The 17457-nt window shown below is 42.1% G+C and carries 17 protein-coding genes and 1 pseudogene; 8 read left to right on the top strand and 10 right to left on the bottom strand.

Annotated elements, in window-relative coordinates:
- Window positions 1-182 precede the first annotated feature (182 nt).
- Window positions 183-2231 (top strand): elongation factor G, encoded by a 2049-nt coding sequence (locus QUD05_RS33065; protein ID WP_289799735.1) that lies wholly within the window; start codon window positions 183-185, stop codon window positions 2229-2231.
- A gap of 239 nt (window positions 2232-2470) precedes the next feature.
- Here QUD05_RS33065 and QUD05_RS33070 read toward each other — a convergent pair whose 3' ends face one another.
- From QUD05_RS33070 to QUD05_RS33080, 3 genes are read right to left on the bottom strand one after another with little or no spacing between them, the layout of a single operon-like run.
- On the bottom strand, window positions 2471-2854 hold the full coding sequence (locus QUD05_RS33070; RefSeq protein ID WP_289799736.1) for a hypothetical protein: 384 nt from the start codon (window positions 2852-2854) through the stop codon (window positions 2471-2473).
- Between the two features lie 41 nt (window positions 2855-2895).
- A complete protein-coding gene (locus tag QUD05_RS33075) occupies window positions 2896-3342 on the bottom strand; it encodes a PIN domain-containing protein (protein WP_289799737.1) in 447 nt (148 codons plus the stop codon).
- Entirely contained in the window at window positions 3332-3589 is a 258-nt protein-coding gene (locus tag QUD05_RS33080; protein WP_289799738.1) for a hypothetical protein, read from the bottom strand. Before QUD05_RS33080 ends, QUD05_RS33075 begins: the two co-directional genes overlap by 11 nt.
- Before the next feature lie 217 nt (window positions 3590-3806).
- Between QUD05_RS33080 and QUD05_RS33085 the strand changes: the two genes are divergently transcribed.
- Window positions 3807-4682, top strand: coding sequence for a prohibitin family protein (locus tag QUD05_RS33085; RefSeq protein ID WP_289800132.1), 876 nt, complete (start codon window positions 3807-3809; stop codon window positions 4680-4682).
- A 54-nt stretch (window positions 4683-4736) separates the two neighbouring features.
- Here the strand turns inward: QUD05_RS33085 and QUD05_RS33090 are convergent, their stop codons facing one another.
- Window positions 4737-4895 (bottom strand): hypothetical protein, encoded by a 159-nt coding sequence (locus QUD05_RS33090; protein WP_289799739.1) that lies wholly within the window; start codon window positions 4893-4895, stop codon window positions 4737-4739.
- Between the two features lie 253 nt (window positions 4896-5148).
- Here QUD05_RS33090 and QUD05_RS33095 point away from each other — a divergent pair, with 253 nt between their 5' ends.
- From QUD05_RS33095 to QUD05_RS33105, 3 genes are all read left to right on the top strand, one after another.
- Window positions 5149-5376, top strand: coding sequence for a RelB antitoxin-like protein (locus QUD05_RS33095; protein ID WP_289799740.1), 228 nt, complete (start codon window positions 5149-5151; stop codon window positions 5374-5376).
- Complete coding sequence (locus QUD05_RS33100; protein WP_289799741.1) at window positions 5373-5645, top strand: type II toxin-antitoxin system RelE family toxin; 273 nt, start codon at window positions 5373-5375, stop codon at window positions 5643-5645. Before QUD05_RS33095 ends, QUD05_RS33100 begins: the two co-directional genes overlap by 4 nt.
- 212 nt (window positions 5646-5857) lie before the next feature.
- Window positions 5858-6550, top strand: coding sequence for a PD-(D/E)XK nuclease family protein (locus QUD05_RS33105; protein ID WP_289799742.1), 693 nt, complete (start codon window positions 5858-5860; stop codon window positions 6548-6550).
- A gap of 18 nt (window positions 6551-6568) precedes the next feature.
- Here the strand turns inward: QUD05_RS33105 and QUD05_RS33110 are convergent, their stop codons facing one another.
- The gene (locus tag QUD05_RS33110) at window positions 6569-7786 is read right to left on the bottom strand and encodes a DUF790 family protein (protein WP_289799743.1); all 1218 of its coding nucleotides are present in this window, start codon (window positions 7784-7786) and stop codon (window positions 6569-6571) included.
- Window positions 7716-9357: pseudogene (locus tag QUD05_RS33115) on the bottom strand (DEAD/DEAH box helicase). The gene QUD05_RS33110 and the pseudogene QUD05_RS33115 overlap by 71 nt, the downstream one beginning before the upstream one ends.
- Window positions 9358-9479: 122 nt before the next feature.
- On the opposite strand from QUD05_RS33115, the gene QUD05_RS33120 reads away from it, so the two are divergent.
- Both QUD05_RS33120 and QUD05_RS33125 read left to right on the top strand, forming a co-directional pair.
- Window positions 9480-10781, top strand: a complete 1302-nt coding sequence (locus tag QUD05_RS33120; RefSeq protein ID WP_289799744.1) for an adenylate/guanylate cyclase domain-containing protein — start codon at window positions 9480-9482, stop codon at window positions 10779-10781.
- Window positions 10782-10980: 199 nt separating this feature from the next.
- Window positions 10981-13668 carry a PAS domain S-box protein gene (locus tag QUD05_RS33125; protein WP_289799745.1) on the top strand — a complete coding sequence of 896 codons (2688 nt, stop codon included), beginning with the start codon at window positions 10981-10983 and terminating at the stop codon, window positions 13666-13668.
- 61 nt (window positions 13669-13729) lie between these two features.
- Here the strand turns inward: QUD05_RS33125 and QUD05_RS33130 are convergent, their stop codons facing one another.
- The 4 genes from QUD05_RS33130 to trxA all read right to left on the bottom strand — a co-directional run bounded on the left by QUD05_RS33130 (window position 13730) and on the right by trxA (window position 17009).
- The gene (locus QUD05_RS33130; RefSeq protein WP_289799746.1) at window positions 13730-14395 is read right to left on the bottom strand and encodes a nitroreductase family protein; all 666 of its coding nucleotides are present in this window, start codon (window positions 14393-14395) and stop codon (window positions 13730-13732) included.
- Window positions 14396-14513: 118 nt separating this feature from the next.
- The gene (locus tag QUD05_RS33135) at window positions 14514-15626 is read right to left on the bottom strand and encodes an alkene reductase (protein WP_289799747.1); all 1113 of its coding nucleotides are present in this window, start codon (window positions 15624-15626) and stop codon (window positions 14514-14516) included.
- 146 nt (window positions 15627-15772) lie between these two features.
- Window positions 15773-16567 carry an SDR family NAD(P)-dependent oxidoreductase gene (locus tag QUD05_RS33140; protein WP_289799748.1) on the bottom strand — a complete coding sequence of 265 codons (795 nt, stop codon included), beginning with the start codon at window positions 16565-16567 and terminating at the stop codon, window positions 15773-15775.
- 118 nt (window positions 16568-16685) lie between these two features.
- Window positions 16686-17009: a thioredoxin gene (gene trxA / locus QUD05_RS33145; protein WP_012412473.1), complete on the bottom strand. Its 324-nt coding sequence runs from the start codon at window positions 17007-17009 to the stop codon at window positions 16686-16688.
- Between the two features lie 80 nt (window positions 17010-17089).
- Between trxA and QUD05_RS33150 the strand changes: the two genes are divergently transcribed.
- Complete coding sequence (locus QUD05_RS33150; protein WP_289799749.1) at window positions 17090-17440, top strand: ArsR/SmtB family transcription factor; 351 nt, start codon at window positions 17090-17092, stop codon at window positions 17438-17440.
- Window positions 17441-17457: the final 17 nt, after the last annotated feature.

Consider the following 17457-nt stretch of genomic DNA (forward strand, 5'->3'; position numbering starts at 1 on the left):
CAGGAGCCAGAATTCAGTTGGTAATTCTGTACGACTGACAAAGAAATAAATCGTTTTAAGATGCTCGCGGACTTGCTACTGTCTTAATTCTGAATCCTGAATTCTGATTTCTGGATTCTTCTTTAACCCTTGATACATAAAGAATCATGCGGTTATAAAAGACTTACCGCAAGGGAGGTTTTATGAACGAAAAAGTAAAATCGGGTTCGCGGAACGTTGCAATTGTCGGGCCTTATTTAAGTGGAAAAACCACTTTACTAGAAAGCTTGTTATTTGTCACAGGGGCAATTTCCCGCAAAGGCAATATTAAGGACAGCAATACAGTGGGAGATAGTGCAGCCGAGTCGCGCGATCGCCACATGAGTGTAGAAGTCAGCGCCGCTAGCACTGAGTATAACGGCATTCGCTTCACTTTTATTGACTGTCCGGGAAGCGTAGAATTTGCCCAAGAAACGTACAATGCTCTAATTGGAGTGGATGCAGCAATTGTAGTTTGCGAACCCATCCGCGAAAGAGTTCTCACCCTAGCCCCTCTATTTAAATTCCTGGACGATTGGGAAATTCCCCACCTTGTCTTCGTCAACAAAATGGATCGGGCAAATATTCACGTCCTAGAAACGTTACACGCCCTAAAAGCAGTATCTAGCCGTCCTTTGGTAGCGCATCAATTTCCCATCATGAACGGGGAACAACTCACCAGCTTTATCGATATGGTGAGCGAACAGGCATATCAATATCATCCAGGCGCACCTGCCGACCCCATTCCCTTCCCCGAAAGTTTAAAAGAAGAAGAACATACAGCACGAGCAGAAATGCTTGAAGCCTTAGCAAATTTTGACGATCATTTACTCGAAGAACTTTTAGAAGACATCGAACCATCCCAAGAAGAAATCCTCAAAGATTTAAAAATGGAATTAGGGGCAGATTTGGTAGTGCCCGTTTTCTTTGGTGTGGCAGAACAAGATTATGGTGTTAGACCTTTATTAGAAGCCTTGTTACGAGAAGCCCCCGAACCAGAAACCACAGCAGAACGTCGTTTAAAAAACATCAAAGGTGATAAACCTCTAGCACAGGTATTAAAAACTTTCTACACTCCCCAAGGTGGTAAACTCTCTCTGGTGCGCGTTTGGCAGGGCAAATTAACTGATGGCATTGTCCTCAATGGCATTCGCACTGGTGGGATTTACCGCCTCATGGGACAACAACAACAGTTCGTTAATGAAGTTGGTGCTGGTGAAATTGTCGCATTGAGCCGTTTAGAAGGCATTAAGACAGGCGATACACTCTCCACAGAACAGCAATCGGCGATGGAATTACCCAAAGCTGTACAGTTGGAACCTGTGTATGCCCTCGCTATTACACCAGAAAAGCGCAACGATGAAGTTAAACTCAGCAGTGCCATTACCAAGTTGTTAGAAGAAGACTCTTCACTGGCTTGGGAACAACACGGGGATACTCACGAAGTTATCTTGTGGGGTCAAGGCGAGATTCATTTGCAAGTCACCCTAGATAGACTGCGCCGCAAATATAACTTGCCAATGACAACCCACTTGCCGCAAGTGCCTTACAAAGAAACCATCCGCAAAACGGTGGCTTCAGTTCATGGGCGCTACAAGCACCAAAGCGGTGGTCACGGACAGTTTGGTGATGTTTTTCTCGAAATCAAGCCTTTACCACGGGGTACAGGTTTTAACTTTAATGAAACTATTGTCGGCGGCGTGGTTCCGAAACAGTACATTCCTGGCGTAGAAATGGGCGTGCGGGAATTTTTGACACACGGGCCTTTGGGCTTCCCAATAGTGGATTTAGCGGTAACTCTGACTAATGGTTCGTATCACAACGTTGATAGTTCCGAACAAGCTTTTAAGCAAGCTGCCCGATTGGCAATGCAAACAGGGATATCTCAAGCGGAACCTACCCTATTAGAACCAATCTTGCGGGTGGAAGTGACAACACCGAGCGAATTTACCTCCAAAGTGCTGCAACTGTTGAGTGGTAGACGAGGGCAAATTTTAGGCTATGAGGGGAGAAACGATTGGCAAGGCTGGGATAATGTCTCTGCATACTTACCACAAGCAGAGATGCAGAATTTTATTGTAGAGCTGCGATCGCTCACTCTCGGCGTTGGTTCCTTCCACTGGGAATACGACCATCTCCAGGAAGTGCCGGAAAAACTTGCCGAACGTGTCATTCATAGCAATGGCAATGGTAGTAACGGCAACGGTAAGTAATTTTGGATTTTTTTAAAATCAAAGCCCTGTATTTAAAAGTGCAGGGCTTTTTGTTAATGAATATTTAATACACTCTGAACATGGTGTTGAAATGCTACTTCTTTTTTGCTCCAATGTTCTTGGAATATATGTATATTTTCCAATTTTATTGCCTTTCCATTTCGAGGGAACTTAATAACACAATCAAATACTTTATTAGTATCTGGGGGAGTAGCCCAATTATCAGCTATCCAAGCTACTTATACAAGACGATAAATATTAAATTCATCTCCAGCATTTTTGTCAAAAGAAAATTGCTTATCCAGTACTTTTACAATATGTGTTACTTTGCTACGTTGTCTTAAAATTATCAGTTCATCTTGTTGTGGAGTATTAGCATTTATTTCGTCTCCACCTTGAAAATTTCTCCAATGTAAAGCGAAAATCTTTAAGTCGGGATATATGGTAGGTATACTGTGATAAGCCCAATCTTCACCATTTAAAGGTTTTACGTTTTTAGTCCAAATTAATCCATTTAAATCCATAACTATTTTCCAATCTTGTTTTAAAAGAGAAGCTACAGTAATAGTTTTCCCGAAAATATTGCTAAAATAACAAAATTTTGTTTTTGTAAATATCACCAAGGCTGAGATTCCCGACTTCTTTTACAAGTCGGGAATCTTTTTCAATCTATAAAGGGATTCGTAAACCGCACGCCCTCAATCGTCGCACCTGATGCAAAATTCTCAGTGTAAACTTCTTCAATTTGGTTGAGTCGCGCCGTTGACCAAATTTGCGCGTCCCAAAACCCGAAGTGATGAGTTTCCACGCCGCGAATTGCTTCTAAGGAAATGAGCCGTGTAATATCAACGACATGGCAAGCAGCTAAATAGTTACGCATTCGTACCAGCGCTTCAGCCGGAGTTAACAACAATCGCCGAGTCCGGGTTGTGGCCATAAAAAACTCTCCCAACACCTGGGTACTAATTACCGCCTTGCCAGAACGAATCAATTGGTCAGTAAGTGCGTAGGCTTTGCCCGCCGTAGGCATCGCTCGTTCCTGTTTTGCGGTATCCAGTGGATCGTAGATGTAAACAAGAATGTTGGTATCAAGTAAAATTCTACCGTTCATACAGGTCTTCACGCTGCCAGTCCCGACCTCCAAGTTGAGCCGATCGAGTTTTGATTTGGTCAATAAATTCCCTTTCGGCTTCCCACATTGCAAGATTGGTTTGGGGTGCAGTTATTTCACCAAGATGAAGGTCAATAGCTTGGCGAATAATCTCTGCTTCACTTACACCCGCTTGTTGGGCGATCACTTTTAGCAGATGTTCTTGATGCGGTTCAATATAAATCTGCTTACGAATTTTACTCGACACAATTTAAATTGTATCTAATGTATACATTGAATTATACATTACTTTCTAGTAAGGTGCGTAGGCATCGCTCCAAGGCTGAGATTCCTGACTTCTAATAAAAGTTGGGAATCTTTTTTAATCTGTAAAAGGATTTGTAAATCTCTAACTTGTCTGAAATGATATGAGTTTCATAAAAGCATTTGGGAATTATGTGATTAAGTACATTCGTCTTAAACTCATGGGTTTTCTAGTCTCTCTTATAACTAGCCTAATTGCAATTCTCGTTTATCTCAATACAGATAGGATATCTAGTGAAAGGTCACGTTTAGCAATACGTGGAATTATGATATTAATTGGCAGTATTGCAGTACTGAATTCTTTTTCTAGGCTTTTGGTGATTGTCCCACCTGGTAATGTCGGTGTCGTCAATTTCTTTGGTGAGGTTTCCGAAACTACTCTTAATCCTGGTGTCCACTTGCTTAACCCCTTTAGCAAGGTGCTGAATTTTTCTACTCGCATTAAGGATATAAAAGAAAATGTAGATGCAACATCCCAAGAAGGTTTGAGCCTAAATCTTGATGTCAGCCTTCAGTACAAGCTCGATCCGCAAAAGGCAGCTACAGTCTATAAAACAATTGGAACTGATGAAACACAACTGGTGATTTCCAGATTCCGCTCTACCGTCCGCGCCATCACGGCAAATTACCCAGCCAATGCTATTTACTCTACCAAACGCCAAGAAATCGCCCAAAAAATTGACCAACAACTCACCCAAGAGATACCAGCTTTGGGTTTCATCGTTGAGGAAGCTCTTTTAAGAAACATCAAAATGCCTGATACTCTACAAGCTGCAATTCAAAACAAACTCAAGACAGAGCAAGAAAATCAGCAGATGAAATTTGTTTTAGAGAAAGAGCGTCAAGAGGCACAACGAAAGCTGATTGAAGCGCGAGGTATAGCTGATTCCCAAAAAATTCTCTCAGGTGGACTTAGTAACCAAATGCTACAATTACGAGCGATTGAAGCCACAGAAAAGCTAGCTCAATCTAATAATTCTAAGTTGGTAATTATTGGCTCTGAAAAAAGCGCGGTGCCTATTATGATCCAGCCATAAACAGGAACCTCAAAGCCATAAAATTTTCTGATCGAGTCAATGGCTTGAGAGAATTTAAATTGTATGGAGTATATGTAACTGTAACAAATCACGTCTGGCTTTTTTCCAATCTTGAGCTTCATCTACTATGAGCAATGATAATAAGTTACCAGCTTGCTCTAAAGCTTTTTCTCCCAGGATTTCGCCAGTTTTTTCAAAAGCTTTCGTAATCACTAAGGTAGCGATGTCTACGACGGGCTACGCCTACGCACCTGCTCTCAGGGTTACAGGCTTCATATTTTACCCATTAATTACGAAATAACACTGTGAGATATTTTACTTTAGTGCATCTCATCTGAGAAGAGATAATACAAAATTATTAAGATTTATATTGAAAGGCGGGTTTTATCGCGTTTTTATCTTAAGTAAAATTTCACAACTACATTTACTAAAGCCATACTATATTTATTAACGCTAAAGTCAGAGTATGACTACTAAAATCACAACCCTAATGCAAGCTGATAAATACCCTTTTGCTCAAGAACTGATTACTGATAAGGAAGGTAATATCCGCAAAGTAATCATAGATTTTGATGACTATCTACGCTTGCTAGAAGCTATTGAGGATGAAGGACTGGTCTTAGCAATGAAAGCAGTAGAACATGAAAGACCTCTGAATATTGATGAAGCATTAGCACAACTAGAACAAGAGTGATTACCCAATATCTACCAAGCTTTATCAAGGATCTCAAGGCTCTGAAAAGTACACCTTACTATGAGACTATTAGAGTCCTTGCTTTTGAAGAAATACCACAAATATCAACCTTTGAAGAAATTGCTAACCTCAAAAAACTTCAAGGTTATGAAAATGCTTATCGCATCCGTGTCGGTGATTATCGTATTGGACTTATTTTTGATGGAGAAACAGTCCTATTTCAGCGAGTACTACACCGGAAAGATATTTATCGTTATTTTCCCAAATAAAATCATTTTCAATGATTTGACGAATAGAATTCGCGCTCATACAAACATAGACGCTTTGCAGCTTAACACAGGGTAGTCTACTTACGCGGGCTAATAAAAATTAAATTTTTAAAACCTGCAAAAGCAAGTTTTAAATGTATGCAAGATGAACTGCAATTTATAATCGCCACTTTTTTAATTACAAATTACGAACTACGAATTACGAATTAATAATGCAATTTGATACCCAACTGCTACCACGCATTAATGCCACAGCTAAAAGAGAAAATGGTAAACAATATTATGTAGATGCCAAGGGAAATCGCTTTCCCAGTGTTACTACAATACTTAATGCCACTAAATCACAAGTAGACAGAGACAGATTATTAAACTGGAAAGCGCGTGTTGGTACAGAAGAAGCTACCCGCATTACTACATCTGCTAGTCGTCGGGGAACCCAAACACACAAACAAATTGAGCGCTACCTCCTTGGTCAAAACCCTGTTTGTCCCGAAGCAAGTCGCCCTTATTGGGAGAGTATCAAGCCAGTTTTACAAGAAATCGACACAGTTAGACTGGTGGAAGGCTCTGTTTTTCATCATAATTTGAGTTATTCTGGCAAAGTTGATTGTATTGCCAGCTATCAAGGTATTCCCTGTATTTGTGAGTGGAAAACAGCAGACAAACCCAAAGGTTCAATTGAGCATTTATATGAACATCCACTACAACTTACGGCATACATAGGAGCAGCTAATGAGTATTATCGAGATTATGGCATTCAGCTAAAGCACGCTCTGTTAGTAGTAGCGATTCCAGAAATGCCAGCTGAGGTATTTTGGTTTGAATCAGCAGTTATTCAAGATTACTGGGAGCAGTGGGAAAAAAGAGTTGCTGAGTATTGGGAACGCAGAAGCGTTTGGGGTTAATCAGCCCCTTTGGGGAAGTCAAAAATCCATTACAGCTAACACAGCTTTCGGCAATAACTTATCTTTAAACCAAACAATTCTCGCGGGGACATCATTTAATTTTACTCCCGCCTTTTCTAAATTAAGGCGCTCGGAAATAGCCAAAATTAAGTCATCACGTCCAGCCCGCCGCACCTGAGAAAACTTCTTTTGTAAATATTCAGGCCGCCAATAACCAACAATTTCTAACAAAAAGGTGCGGCCATCAGCATGAACTAAGCGAAAATCAGGAATCATCACACTACCGGGAATTGGGATCAAATCAACTTCTCGCTCTAACGCCCAGCCACTTTTTAACGCATCCCACTTATCTGCAAAAGATGCTTCTAGCATACTATCGTAGGGTTTTCCTGGTGGATAGTGGGATACCAAACCACATTCAGAATTGAGAGTGAAACGTCCAGTTTTCCAACTATTTGTATAAGCGTCACGGGTTTGGAGAATCGACGAAAGACTCCATTTGGTAACGTGAAGTAAAGCCGGAATAAGTTTAGCGATCGCTAACCCATATCGCGTACTAGGATTAAACAAGCTTGTCGGCCCATCAATGGTAATTGTAAACCCGTGGTCAGCATCACCTTCAATATAAGCCATCAATTGAAACAACTTCAAATAGCGAAATAACAGCTTATATTCTCCCGGAACATTGCGATGAGCATTTAACACCAGTTTACTGGCCTTATAAAACACACCCTGCACCTGAGATAAGTTATATCTATTTAATAAATCTGGCGCTGTTGGTGCATCAAAAACAGTCAAAATCTTATTTTCAGATAAATCAGCATATAATCCATTGCGAACCTGTTCTAATAAAACTTCCCGCTCAAGTTCTTGAGTTAACTCATCAGCAATTTTACTCAAAGTAACTTGGGTAGATTCTCGACTAGAAACCGACTTTGCAGCCAGAGAAAACACCCGTTCTCTTAACATCTGGGGTTCCAAAGGACTAACCACCTCAAAAGTGCAAAAACTACTTTTGAGAATATAAGCTAACCCTCGCTTCACCCGATAATCTGTAGAATCTCCTTCAAAATCAGTCAGTTGTCGCTCAAGCACACCTTGAGTCTTTCCCACTGCTGATTGAAAATAATTAATTAACTCAATCGCCAAATCTGAAGTTGCTCGATCAATCTTCAGTCTCTTCGGGATGATCTCCTCCCCGTTTTGGCGATGCATCAGTAAGTCTGTCGGTAACATCTGTTGAATTTTGGATTTTAGATACTTCGACTACTTCGACTTCGCTCAGTACAAGTTCGCTCAGTACAAGTTCGCTCAGTACAAGTTTTGGATTTTGAACTGAATAATTAATTTTTAACTGTTCCGCCGCCTTCAAACTCCTTTCCTTCCCACTCCCATACACAACCTGTAAATTCCCTTTCTTTTCCCCTTGTCCCCTTGTCCTCTCCCCTCTCCGCCTAGCCGAAGTTCCCTCTTCACTCGTATCCTCCGCCACCACCTCATACAAAATCGCCTGTTTATTCTCAATATTCCCCTTCCGTAAAACCCTACCCAATCGCTGAGTATACTCCCTAGCCGAACCAGTTCCCGATAAAATAATTGCCACAGATGCCGCTAGGCACGTCAACCCCTTCGTTCAACACATGAGAAGCAACCAAAGTATTATATTTACCCTCCCGAAACTTTGTTAATATCTCATGGCGTTCTTTCACAGGAGTTTGATGAGTAATTGCTGGAATGAGCAACTCTTGAGAAATGCGGTAAACCGTCGCATTATCAGCAGTGAAAATTAAAATTCTTGCCGGATAATGTTCTGCCAATAAATTAATCAAAATTCGCAATTTTCCATCAGTACCCAAAGCGATATCTTTCGCTTCTCGGTGCGCTAACATCGCCCTACGTCCAGATTGCGATCTAGCACTCATTTGCACAAACATTTGCCAACCTTGCAGACTCCCCAAAGAAATTTTCGATTGCTTCAAAAAGTCATTGCGGGTTTGAATTAACTGGTTGTATCTTTCCCGTTCAAGCTGCGATAACTTTACCTTAATTTGGACAATTTCATGCTCTGCTAACGCCTTCCCTGCTAAATCTTCAGCGCGTTTGCGATATACTTCTTGACCAATGAGGATATTTAAGTCAGCGTGTTTACCATCGGTACGTTCCGGTGTCGCGGAGAGTCCCAGGCGATAAGGTGCGATCGCATATTCAGCAATCACCCGATTAAAATCTGTAGGTAAATGATGACATTCATCAAAAACAATCAACGCATATTGATTTCCTAACGTTTCGGCGTGAATTGCGGCACTATCGTAAGTTGCAACTAAAATTGCCGTTCTATCCCGCGAACCACCTCCCAGCAATCCCACCTCAGCATCAGGGAAAGCCGCTACTAAATGTGCATACCACTGATGCATCAAATCCAAAGTTGGCACTACAATCAGCGTCGTGCGCGGCGTTGATTGCATCGCCATTTGCGCCAAATAAGTCTTTCCCGCCGCCGTGGGAAGCACAACTACCCCTTGCCTACCCGCCAGTTTCCAAGCCGCTAGCGCCTCAGTTTGGTGGGGATAGGGTTCCATTTCTAGAGTAGGAACCAAATCTACAGGATAAAATTGCTTGGCCTCATCGATAAAATTCACATCTTCCGCTTGTAGTGCTTCTACTAGCGATCGGTATCTAATTGCTGGGATGCGGAATTTTTCAACTCTATCATCCCACGTAGCATAGTCCATCCAACCTTTGCCGCGTGGTGGTGGATGCAAAATTAATGTGCCACGATCAAAATTTAATGTAGGGGTACGAGCCATGATTATTGGGCATTGGGCAATTCAATTTTGGATTTTGGATTTTAGATTTTGGATTAAATTTCAATTTAAAATCCAAAATCTAAAATTCTTACTCCCTTAATTACTAATAACGTAAAAAGTGCATGATTAATCCAACTAACTCCGACAAAAGCCAACTAGATGCGCTCATTAGTCACGGAATGTCCTATCGGCAAACCAACAATAACCTGTCCGAATCTTACAAAGAACAGCGACAGAGCTTTTTGTTGAAACGGCTGCAATTGCAGGCGCAGATTATGTTGGTAGCTGGCTTGACTTTAATTGCTTTTTTTCTTTGGGTAAATTCACAACTAGAAGGCAAGATATACGCTTTTAAAATTGGGTTTGTAGTAGAATTATTTACTCTTATTTGTTGGGGTTTATGCAAAACTCCTATCGGTCGCCGCTATCCTGATTTAATTTTTTTGAGTTTATGCTGGTCTGTAACTTGTACCGTTCAAATTGATATAGCTTTGCTGTTCAATAATTTAGAGCCGAGAATCAATATTTGGACTTTGATGTTTCTTACTCAAGCTACAATCATTCCAGTCCAATGGTGGATGCATTTAATATCTCAAATTGGAACAATACTTTGCTATTTAACTTTATATATTTTATATAGCCCCATCTTGAAAAATCCGTCAGCTTTTTATATTGAACAAGGATTATATTTTTTTTGGACTTGTATAATTTGTGTTTTTTCTGTCTATTTATACGAACACTTACGAAAAAAAGAATTTTACGCTCGTAAGGCAATGGAACTAGCACAGCACAAATCAGAACGGCTGCTACTAAATATTTTGCCAGAGATGATTGCAGAACAATTAAAACAACAGCCGGCAACTATTGCCGATAATTTTCTAGAAGTTACGGTGCTATTTGCTGATATTGTTGGCTTTACAGAGCTTTCATCTCACACCTCACCGGCGGAATTAGTCGAGTTATTAAATACAATATTCTGTCTGTTTGACCAATTAGCAGAACGTCATGGGGTAGAGAAAATTAAGACCATTGGCGATGCATATATGGCTGTAGCTGGGTTGCCAAATCAATCTAACAATCATGCTCCAGCAATGGCTAACATGGCTTTGGATATGCAAAAGGCTGTAGCTACTTTTAACAAAGAAAATAACCAATCCTTTAGCATTCGTATTGGCATAAGTACAGGGCCAGTAGTAGCAGGAGTGATTGGGCTGAAAAAGTTTGCTTACGACCTTTGGGGAGATACAGTCAATATAGCTAGTAGAATGGAATCACATGGTATTGCAGGTAGTATCCAGGTTTGTGAAGCAAGTTATCAGATTTTAAAGGATAAATACTTATTGGAGAAACGAGGTTTAATTCAAGTGAAAGGTAAAGGTGAAATGATGACTTATATACTAAAGGGAATTAATTTAAAAACTTAATAAATAGGAGTCAGAATTCAGAATGGGCTACGCCTCGCTGCGCTAACAGAATCCAGAATATTTTACCCATAAAGTTAGGTATGTATTTTTCCGATGCATTATTAGGTGTTGAGCGATGTCTATGACGGGCTACGCCTACATATTTTCTAGCTGATTTTGGGAATAATCCTTTAGCTAGCTGCATAAAGGAGAAGCCACATTGAAAGGAACACGTTCCCTTCTAGCGCCTTATGCTGTGGCACTATTGGCTGTTGGTAGCGTATTGCTGCTAACACTATTGCTACAGCCACTACTGAAACAAATGATTTTCCTGCTGTTTTTTGCTGCCGTGGCGGTTAGTGCCTGGTATGGCGGCATGGAAGCAGGATTACTGGCTACTGCTTTGTCTACTTTAGCCGTCAGCTATTTTTTCTTAGAACCAGTATTTTCGCTCTTGGTTGCGAGTCTAGACAACATACTGCGCTTAGGCTTGTTTGTGCTGGTGACAACAATTATTAACTTGCTGAACTCAGAATTACGCACTACCAAACAACATCTTCAAACGAGTTTGCAGAAACTACAGGTGAGCGAAGCCAGATTTAGAGGGTTGGTAGAGTCCAACATCATTGGAGTAATTGTAGCCAATATGGACGGGGCGATGCCTACAGCGGGCTACGCCTACGCAGAGGCTAATGATGCTTTTTTACAAATGATAGGTTATTCGCAGGAGGATTTAATCGCAGGACGAGTCAGATGGCGCGAGATGATTCCACCAGAATATATTGAAACTAACAACAGTGCGATTGCAGAACTCACAACGAAAGGCGTGTGTCAGCCTTTTGAGAACGAATACATCCGCAAAGATAAGAGCCACGTTCCCATCCTGTTAGCTTCTGCTTTGTTAGAAAATAACCAAGATGATATTATCTCTTTTGTAATCGATTTAAGTAAACACAAACAAGTAGAGCTTGCCCTTTCCAAAAGCGAAGAACGCTACCGCGCTTTTTTAGAGCATAGTTCAGAAGGTATTTGGTGCATTGAACTGGAAGTACCAATTTCAGTAGATTGTCCAGAGGATGAACAAATTCAACATTTTTACCAATATGTTTACCTGGCAGAATGCAACAATGTTATGGCGCAGATGTATGGCTGTTCTCGTGCCGAAGAAATTCTCGGTGTCAGACTAGGAGACTTTCTTGTTGCCTCCGATCCACATAACATTACATACCTGCGCAATTTTATCCGTTCTAACTACCGACTAATCGATGCCGAGTCCCATGAAATAGATAAGCAAGGTAATTCCAAATATTTTTTGAATAATCTGGTGGGAATTGTCGAAAATGGGTTTTTAGTGAGAGCGTGGGGAACTCAACGCGACATTACAGAACGCAAACGAGCGGAAGCAGCACTCCGTCAACGAGAAGATGAACTGCGCCTAATTACCAATGCTGTGCCCGCCAAGATTTCTTATGTTGATAGCGAACAACGTTATCGCTTTAATAATAAAGAATATGAAGACTGGTTTGAGCTTCCTGCTTCCGAAATTTCTGGTAAACACATTAGAGAAATTTTGGGAGAGTCGGTTTATCAGTCAATTCTCCCTTATGTAGAAGCAGTACTCTCAGGAGAGCAAGTAACTTACGAAACCCAATTACCTAATAAAGATGGCACAAACCATTACGTGAATGTCACTTACATTCCCCAGTTCAGTCAGGAGGGGAAAGTTGCAGGATTTGTTGCTCTAATCACAGATATTACACTTCACAAGTTAGCAGAAGCAGCTCTCAAACAAAGCGAGAAACGGTTAAAGACGCTGACAGAAAAAGTCCGCGTGATTCCTTGGGAGGTAAATGCCACTACCGGGAATTTTACTTATGTAGGGCCACAAACTGTTGAGATTCTAGGCTATCCATTATCAGACTGGTACACCGATAATTTTTGGGCAAAAAATATGCATCCAGAAGATCGGGAGTGGGCTATCCAGTATTATCAAGAATCTTCACTGTCACTAAATAATTACGAACTTGAATACAGAATGTTGGCAGCTGATGGCAGAGTTGTTTGGCTATATGACATTGTGAATGTGGTGCGGAACGAAAAGGGGCCGCAGCTACTACACGGATTCATGATTGACATCACCGATCGCAAGCAAGCAGAGCAAGAACGCGAAGAACTGCTTAAACGCGAACAAGCAGCACGCGCCGATGCCGAAACTGCCAACCGGATGAAAGATGAGTTTCTCGCCACACTTTCCCACGAACTCCGTACACCCCTAAATGCTATACTTGGCTGGGCACAGCTACTTAGAACTCGCAAATTCGATCAAGCTACTACTGGACGGGCACTAGAGACAATTGAACGTAATGCGAGATCCCTGACACAACTAATTGAAGATGTTCTCGATGTGTCACGGATTATTAGAGGCACACTCCATTTAAGTAGAGAGCGGGTAGAACTTGTACCACTTGTAGAGGCAGCAATCGATACTGTGTACCCAGCAGCCCAGGCTAAAGAGATTAATATCAAGTGTAAATTCGACCCGAAAGTAGAGGTAGTTGTGGGTGATGCCAACCGCTTGCAACAAGTTGTGTGGAATTTGCTCTCCAACGCCGTCAAGTTTACACCCAAGGGCGGCAGAGTTGATGTGCAATTAGAGTGCATTGAATCTTACGTGCAAATTCGGGTGAGTGATACGGGAGCGGGAATTGCTGCCGAATTCCTACCCCATGTATTTGAACGCTTTCGTCAAGCTGACAGTTCTAGCACGCGATCGCATGGCGGACTAGGATTAGGGTTAGCGATCGTCCGTCACTTGGTAGAATTACACGGTGGCACAGTTTTGGCCGAAAGTCCAGGAATTGGACAGGGGGCGACATTCGTTGTCAGTCTCCCCATGAAAGCTATTTAGGGGGCAGGGGGGCAGGGAAGAAGTTGCAGTAGGTTTTCCCCTCTGCCCAATTTAGGGAAAGCTACCCTGCATAAGGATTACCGATTCTATCAACAGAGACGTTGGAGGAGAATGGCAAACGACCGGGATTTAAGCGTGGTTCGGCTGCATAGCCAACAGGAACTAAAACAGCGATCGCTAAATCTGGATTATCTCCTGCACCAATCACTTCTTTTACCTTGTCTTCAAGCCAACCATTCATAAAACAGGTAGATAAACCCAGACTTTCAGCTGCTAACACCAAATGGGTAGCAGCGATAATCGCATCTTTGATCGCATACTCCCGTTGTTTGTCTCCTAGTGTCTCTTGAAATTGCGGAATAGCAGTTTTAAAATAATTAGCTGTGCTTTCATTCCATGCCCCAGTTGCAAGAGCCTGTTCAATTATCGGGTTCAAGTTTTTTTCAGATGCACTCGCATCGGCAGCAAAAACAAAAGTAACTGGTGCTTGGACAATTTGCTGTTGATTCCAAGCTGCTGCTGATAAAGCTGCCTTTTGCGCCTCATCTTGCACGAGAATAATTTGCCAGTCCTGAATATTAAAACTGCTGGGCGCTGCCACAGTTAACTCTACCAACTGCTTGAGTAGTTCTGGGGCGATGGGGTCTGTTTTAAAAGTTTTGATAGAACGACGTTGAGCGATCGCACTGGGTACATCTAAAGGTTGGGTTTGGATGATGGAACTCATGAGATTCTCCTGATAGTTGAATTATGACCAAATAATTCGTAATTAGCATACAAGCGAATTTATTTATTCATGAAACAAAAACAAAAATTATTCGCAAGGGACAATTACGAATTACGAATTACGCATTAGCTACTGCTTCACTAGCAGGCGACCAAAATGGATAATCTGTATATCCTTCTTCACCACCGCCGTAAAAGCTTGCTTGATTTGGTTCATTTAGTGGTGCATTCAAAGCCAAGCGTCGGGGTAAATCGGGATTTGATATAAATAATGTGCCAAAGGCAACTAAATCTGCTGCTTTGTTTGCCAGTACTGCATCGCCTTTTTCACGGGTATAGCCACCATTGACAATGAGAGTACCTGTAAAGCGATCGCGTATATGACTAGTGGGTACTATTATCCCACCATGTCTAATATCTGCTTCTGTTGCCTCATAAATATGCAGATATGCCAAATTAAACTGATTTAATGCTTGAGCCGCATAACCGAATGTCTCCAGGGGATTGGAGTCACGCATATCGTTAAAAGTCCCACTGGGAGAGAAACGTACCCCGACTCGGTTAGAATCCCACACACTAGTTACTGCTTCTGTCACCTCCAACAGGAATCGGGCACGATTCTCAATAGAACCTCCATATTTATCTGTACGTTGATTCGTACCATCCCGGAGAAACTGATCTATTAAATAACCATTAGCCGAGTGAATTTCCACGCCATCAAACCCAGCCGCTAGGGCATTTGCCGCTCCCTGACGGTACTGTTCGACTATCTGCGGTATTTCCGAAGTTTCTAAAGCACGGGGAGTAACAAAGGGTTTTGGCCCCTCATAAGTTGCAGCTTCACCTTTAGGAGTAATGGCAGAAGGTGCCACAGGTAAAACTCCATTCGGTTGTAAATCAGGGTGAGAAATCCTGCCTACGTGCCATAGTTGCAGAAAAATTCTGCCTCCGTGCTGATGTACGGCATCGGTTACTAACTTCCATCCTTCCACCTGTTCTGGTGAATGAATTCCTGGTGTCGCGGGATAGCCCTGTCCTTCAGGAGTTACCTGTGTTGCTTCAGAAATAATCAGTCCGGCGGAAGCACGTTGGACGTAGTAGGTAGCATTCAGTTGGTGTGGTACATTTCCCTCACCTGCCCGGTTTCGGGTTAAGGGTGCCATCACTATCCGGTTAGGTAGTTCCAGATTTCCTAACTGGTAAGGAGAAAATAAGTTGATATCAGTAGTCATGTCGTTTTACTCCAATTCAAAATGACGCTCTCTACGTTCGCGCAGCGTGTCGCAGACAAAGGAAAAAGTTTTCCCCATACCCAATTTTGCGTGCAGCGCATTACAGCTATTTCAAGTAAATAGACTATGCGGTTGTGGTTCAAATACTAAACAATCGACCGAATAACGCCACCATCCACCCGCAAAGCTGCACCATTAGTTGCCGATGCTACGGGGCTAGAAAGGTAAACTACGATCGCTGCTACTTCTTCATTAGTTGCAAAGCGTTTAATTAGCGAACTTGGACGCACATTTTCAAAAAACTCTGCCTCAACGTCAGCGCGAGTAATACCGCGTTCCTGTGCCAGGTTGGTGATAAAGTCTTCAACTCCTTCTGAACGAGTTGGTCCTGGGAGGACGGAGTTTACTGTAACTCCAGTCCCCACAGTCATTTCTGCTAGACCTCTGGCAATAGCAAGCTGCGCCGTCTTAGTTGTGCCGTAGTGAATCATTTCCACTGGGATCTGAATACCAGATTCGCTGGAGATAAAAATTATCCGCCCCCAGTTTTGCTCTAGCTGCTTTTGCAGATATTGCCGACTCAAACGGACTCCACTGAGGACGTTAACCTCAAATATGTTTAACCAATCTTTATCAGTAATATCAAAGAAGGTTTTTGGCTCATAAATACCCACATTATTTATGAGTATATCAACGTGAGGAACCTCTTGAATGAGTTTTTCTACGCCTGATGCAGTGCCAGCGTCAGCAACAATACCAGAAACTTTCGCGTCCGGTGTAGAATGCTTAATTTTAGCGATCGCTTGAGCTACTCTTTCTTCAGACCGACCGTTGACAATTACTGATGCACCCTCTTGAGCTAACCCAAGAGCGATGGCCAAACCAATACCTGCGGTTGAGCCACTCACCAGGGCGGATTTACCATGCAATTTCAAGTCCATTTCGCTCTTTCCCCATTAGTTGAAACAGAATTCAGCAGTCAGGAGTCTAATATATTTTGACTCCTGACTCCCTCTAAAGAAGACTGCAAACTAAATGCATCTCACAATAGTACCTAGATTAAAGATGCTGTGCTAAGGTCTTATTCAAGGTAGTTTTTGGAACCGCCCCTACGACAGTATCGACCTGGCGACCTCCTTTAAAAACCATCAATGTCGGAATGCTGCGAATTCCATAGTGGCTAGCGACAGTAGGATTTTGATCTGTGTTCAACTTCACAAATTTCACCTGTCCTTCGTATTCAGCAGCAACTTCATCGACGACTGGGCCGACCATCCGGCAAGGACCGCACCACGGTGCCCAAAAGTCCACTAATACCGGAATTTCACTTTCCAAGACTTCTTGCTTGAATGTGGCTTCTGTGACGTTTGTAATGGATGACATAAATTGCCTTCCTACTTAATTCTATTATTCGATAATATCGAATAATAAAAATATATGCCACCTGATGAGATAATGCAACTATGAGATTCCTTTATCATCCAGATAGAAAAAATATTTCTTTACCGGGCGTGTTGTATGCATTGGGCGATCCGGTGCGGCTAGAGATTGTGCGGCTGTTGGCGACTGAAGGGGAACAATGCTGTGCGAGGTTTGATTTTGCGATCGCTAAGTCTACTATGTCCAACCACTTCAAGATTTTGCGGGAGTCGGGGATAGTCTTTACACGCAAAGAAGGGACACACCATATTAACATCCTGCGGCGTGAAGATTTAGAGGTGCTATTTCCAGGGTTGCTGGATGTGGTATTGAAAGCTGCTCAACCATTACCTGTTGAACCTGCCAGTACTAAACAAACATCTGCAAGGATTTAGAGAAATGGGGCATGGGG

Origin of the sequence: Nostoc sp. GT001, assembly GCF_030382115.1 — a bacterium.
Taxonomy (GTDB): domain Bacteria; phylum Cyanobacteriota; class Cyanobacteriia; order Cyanobacteriales; family Nostocaceae; genus Nostoc.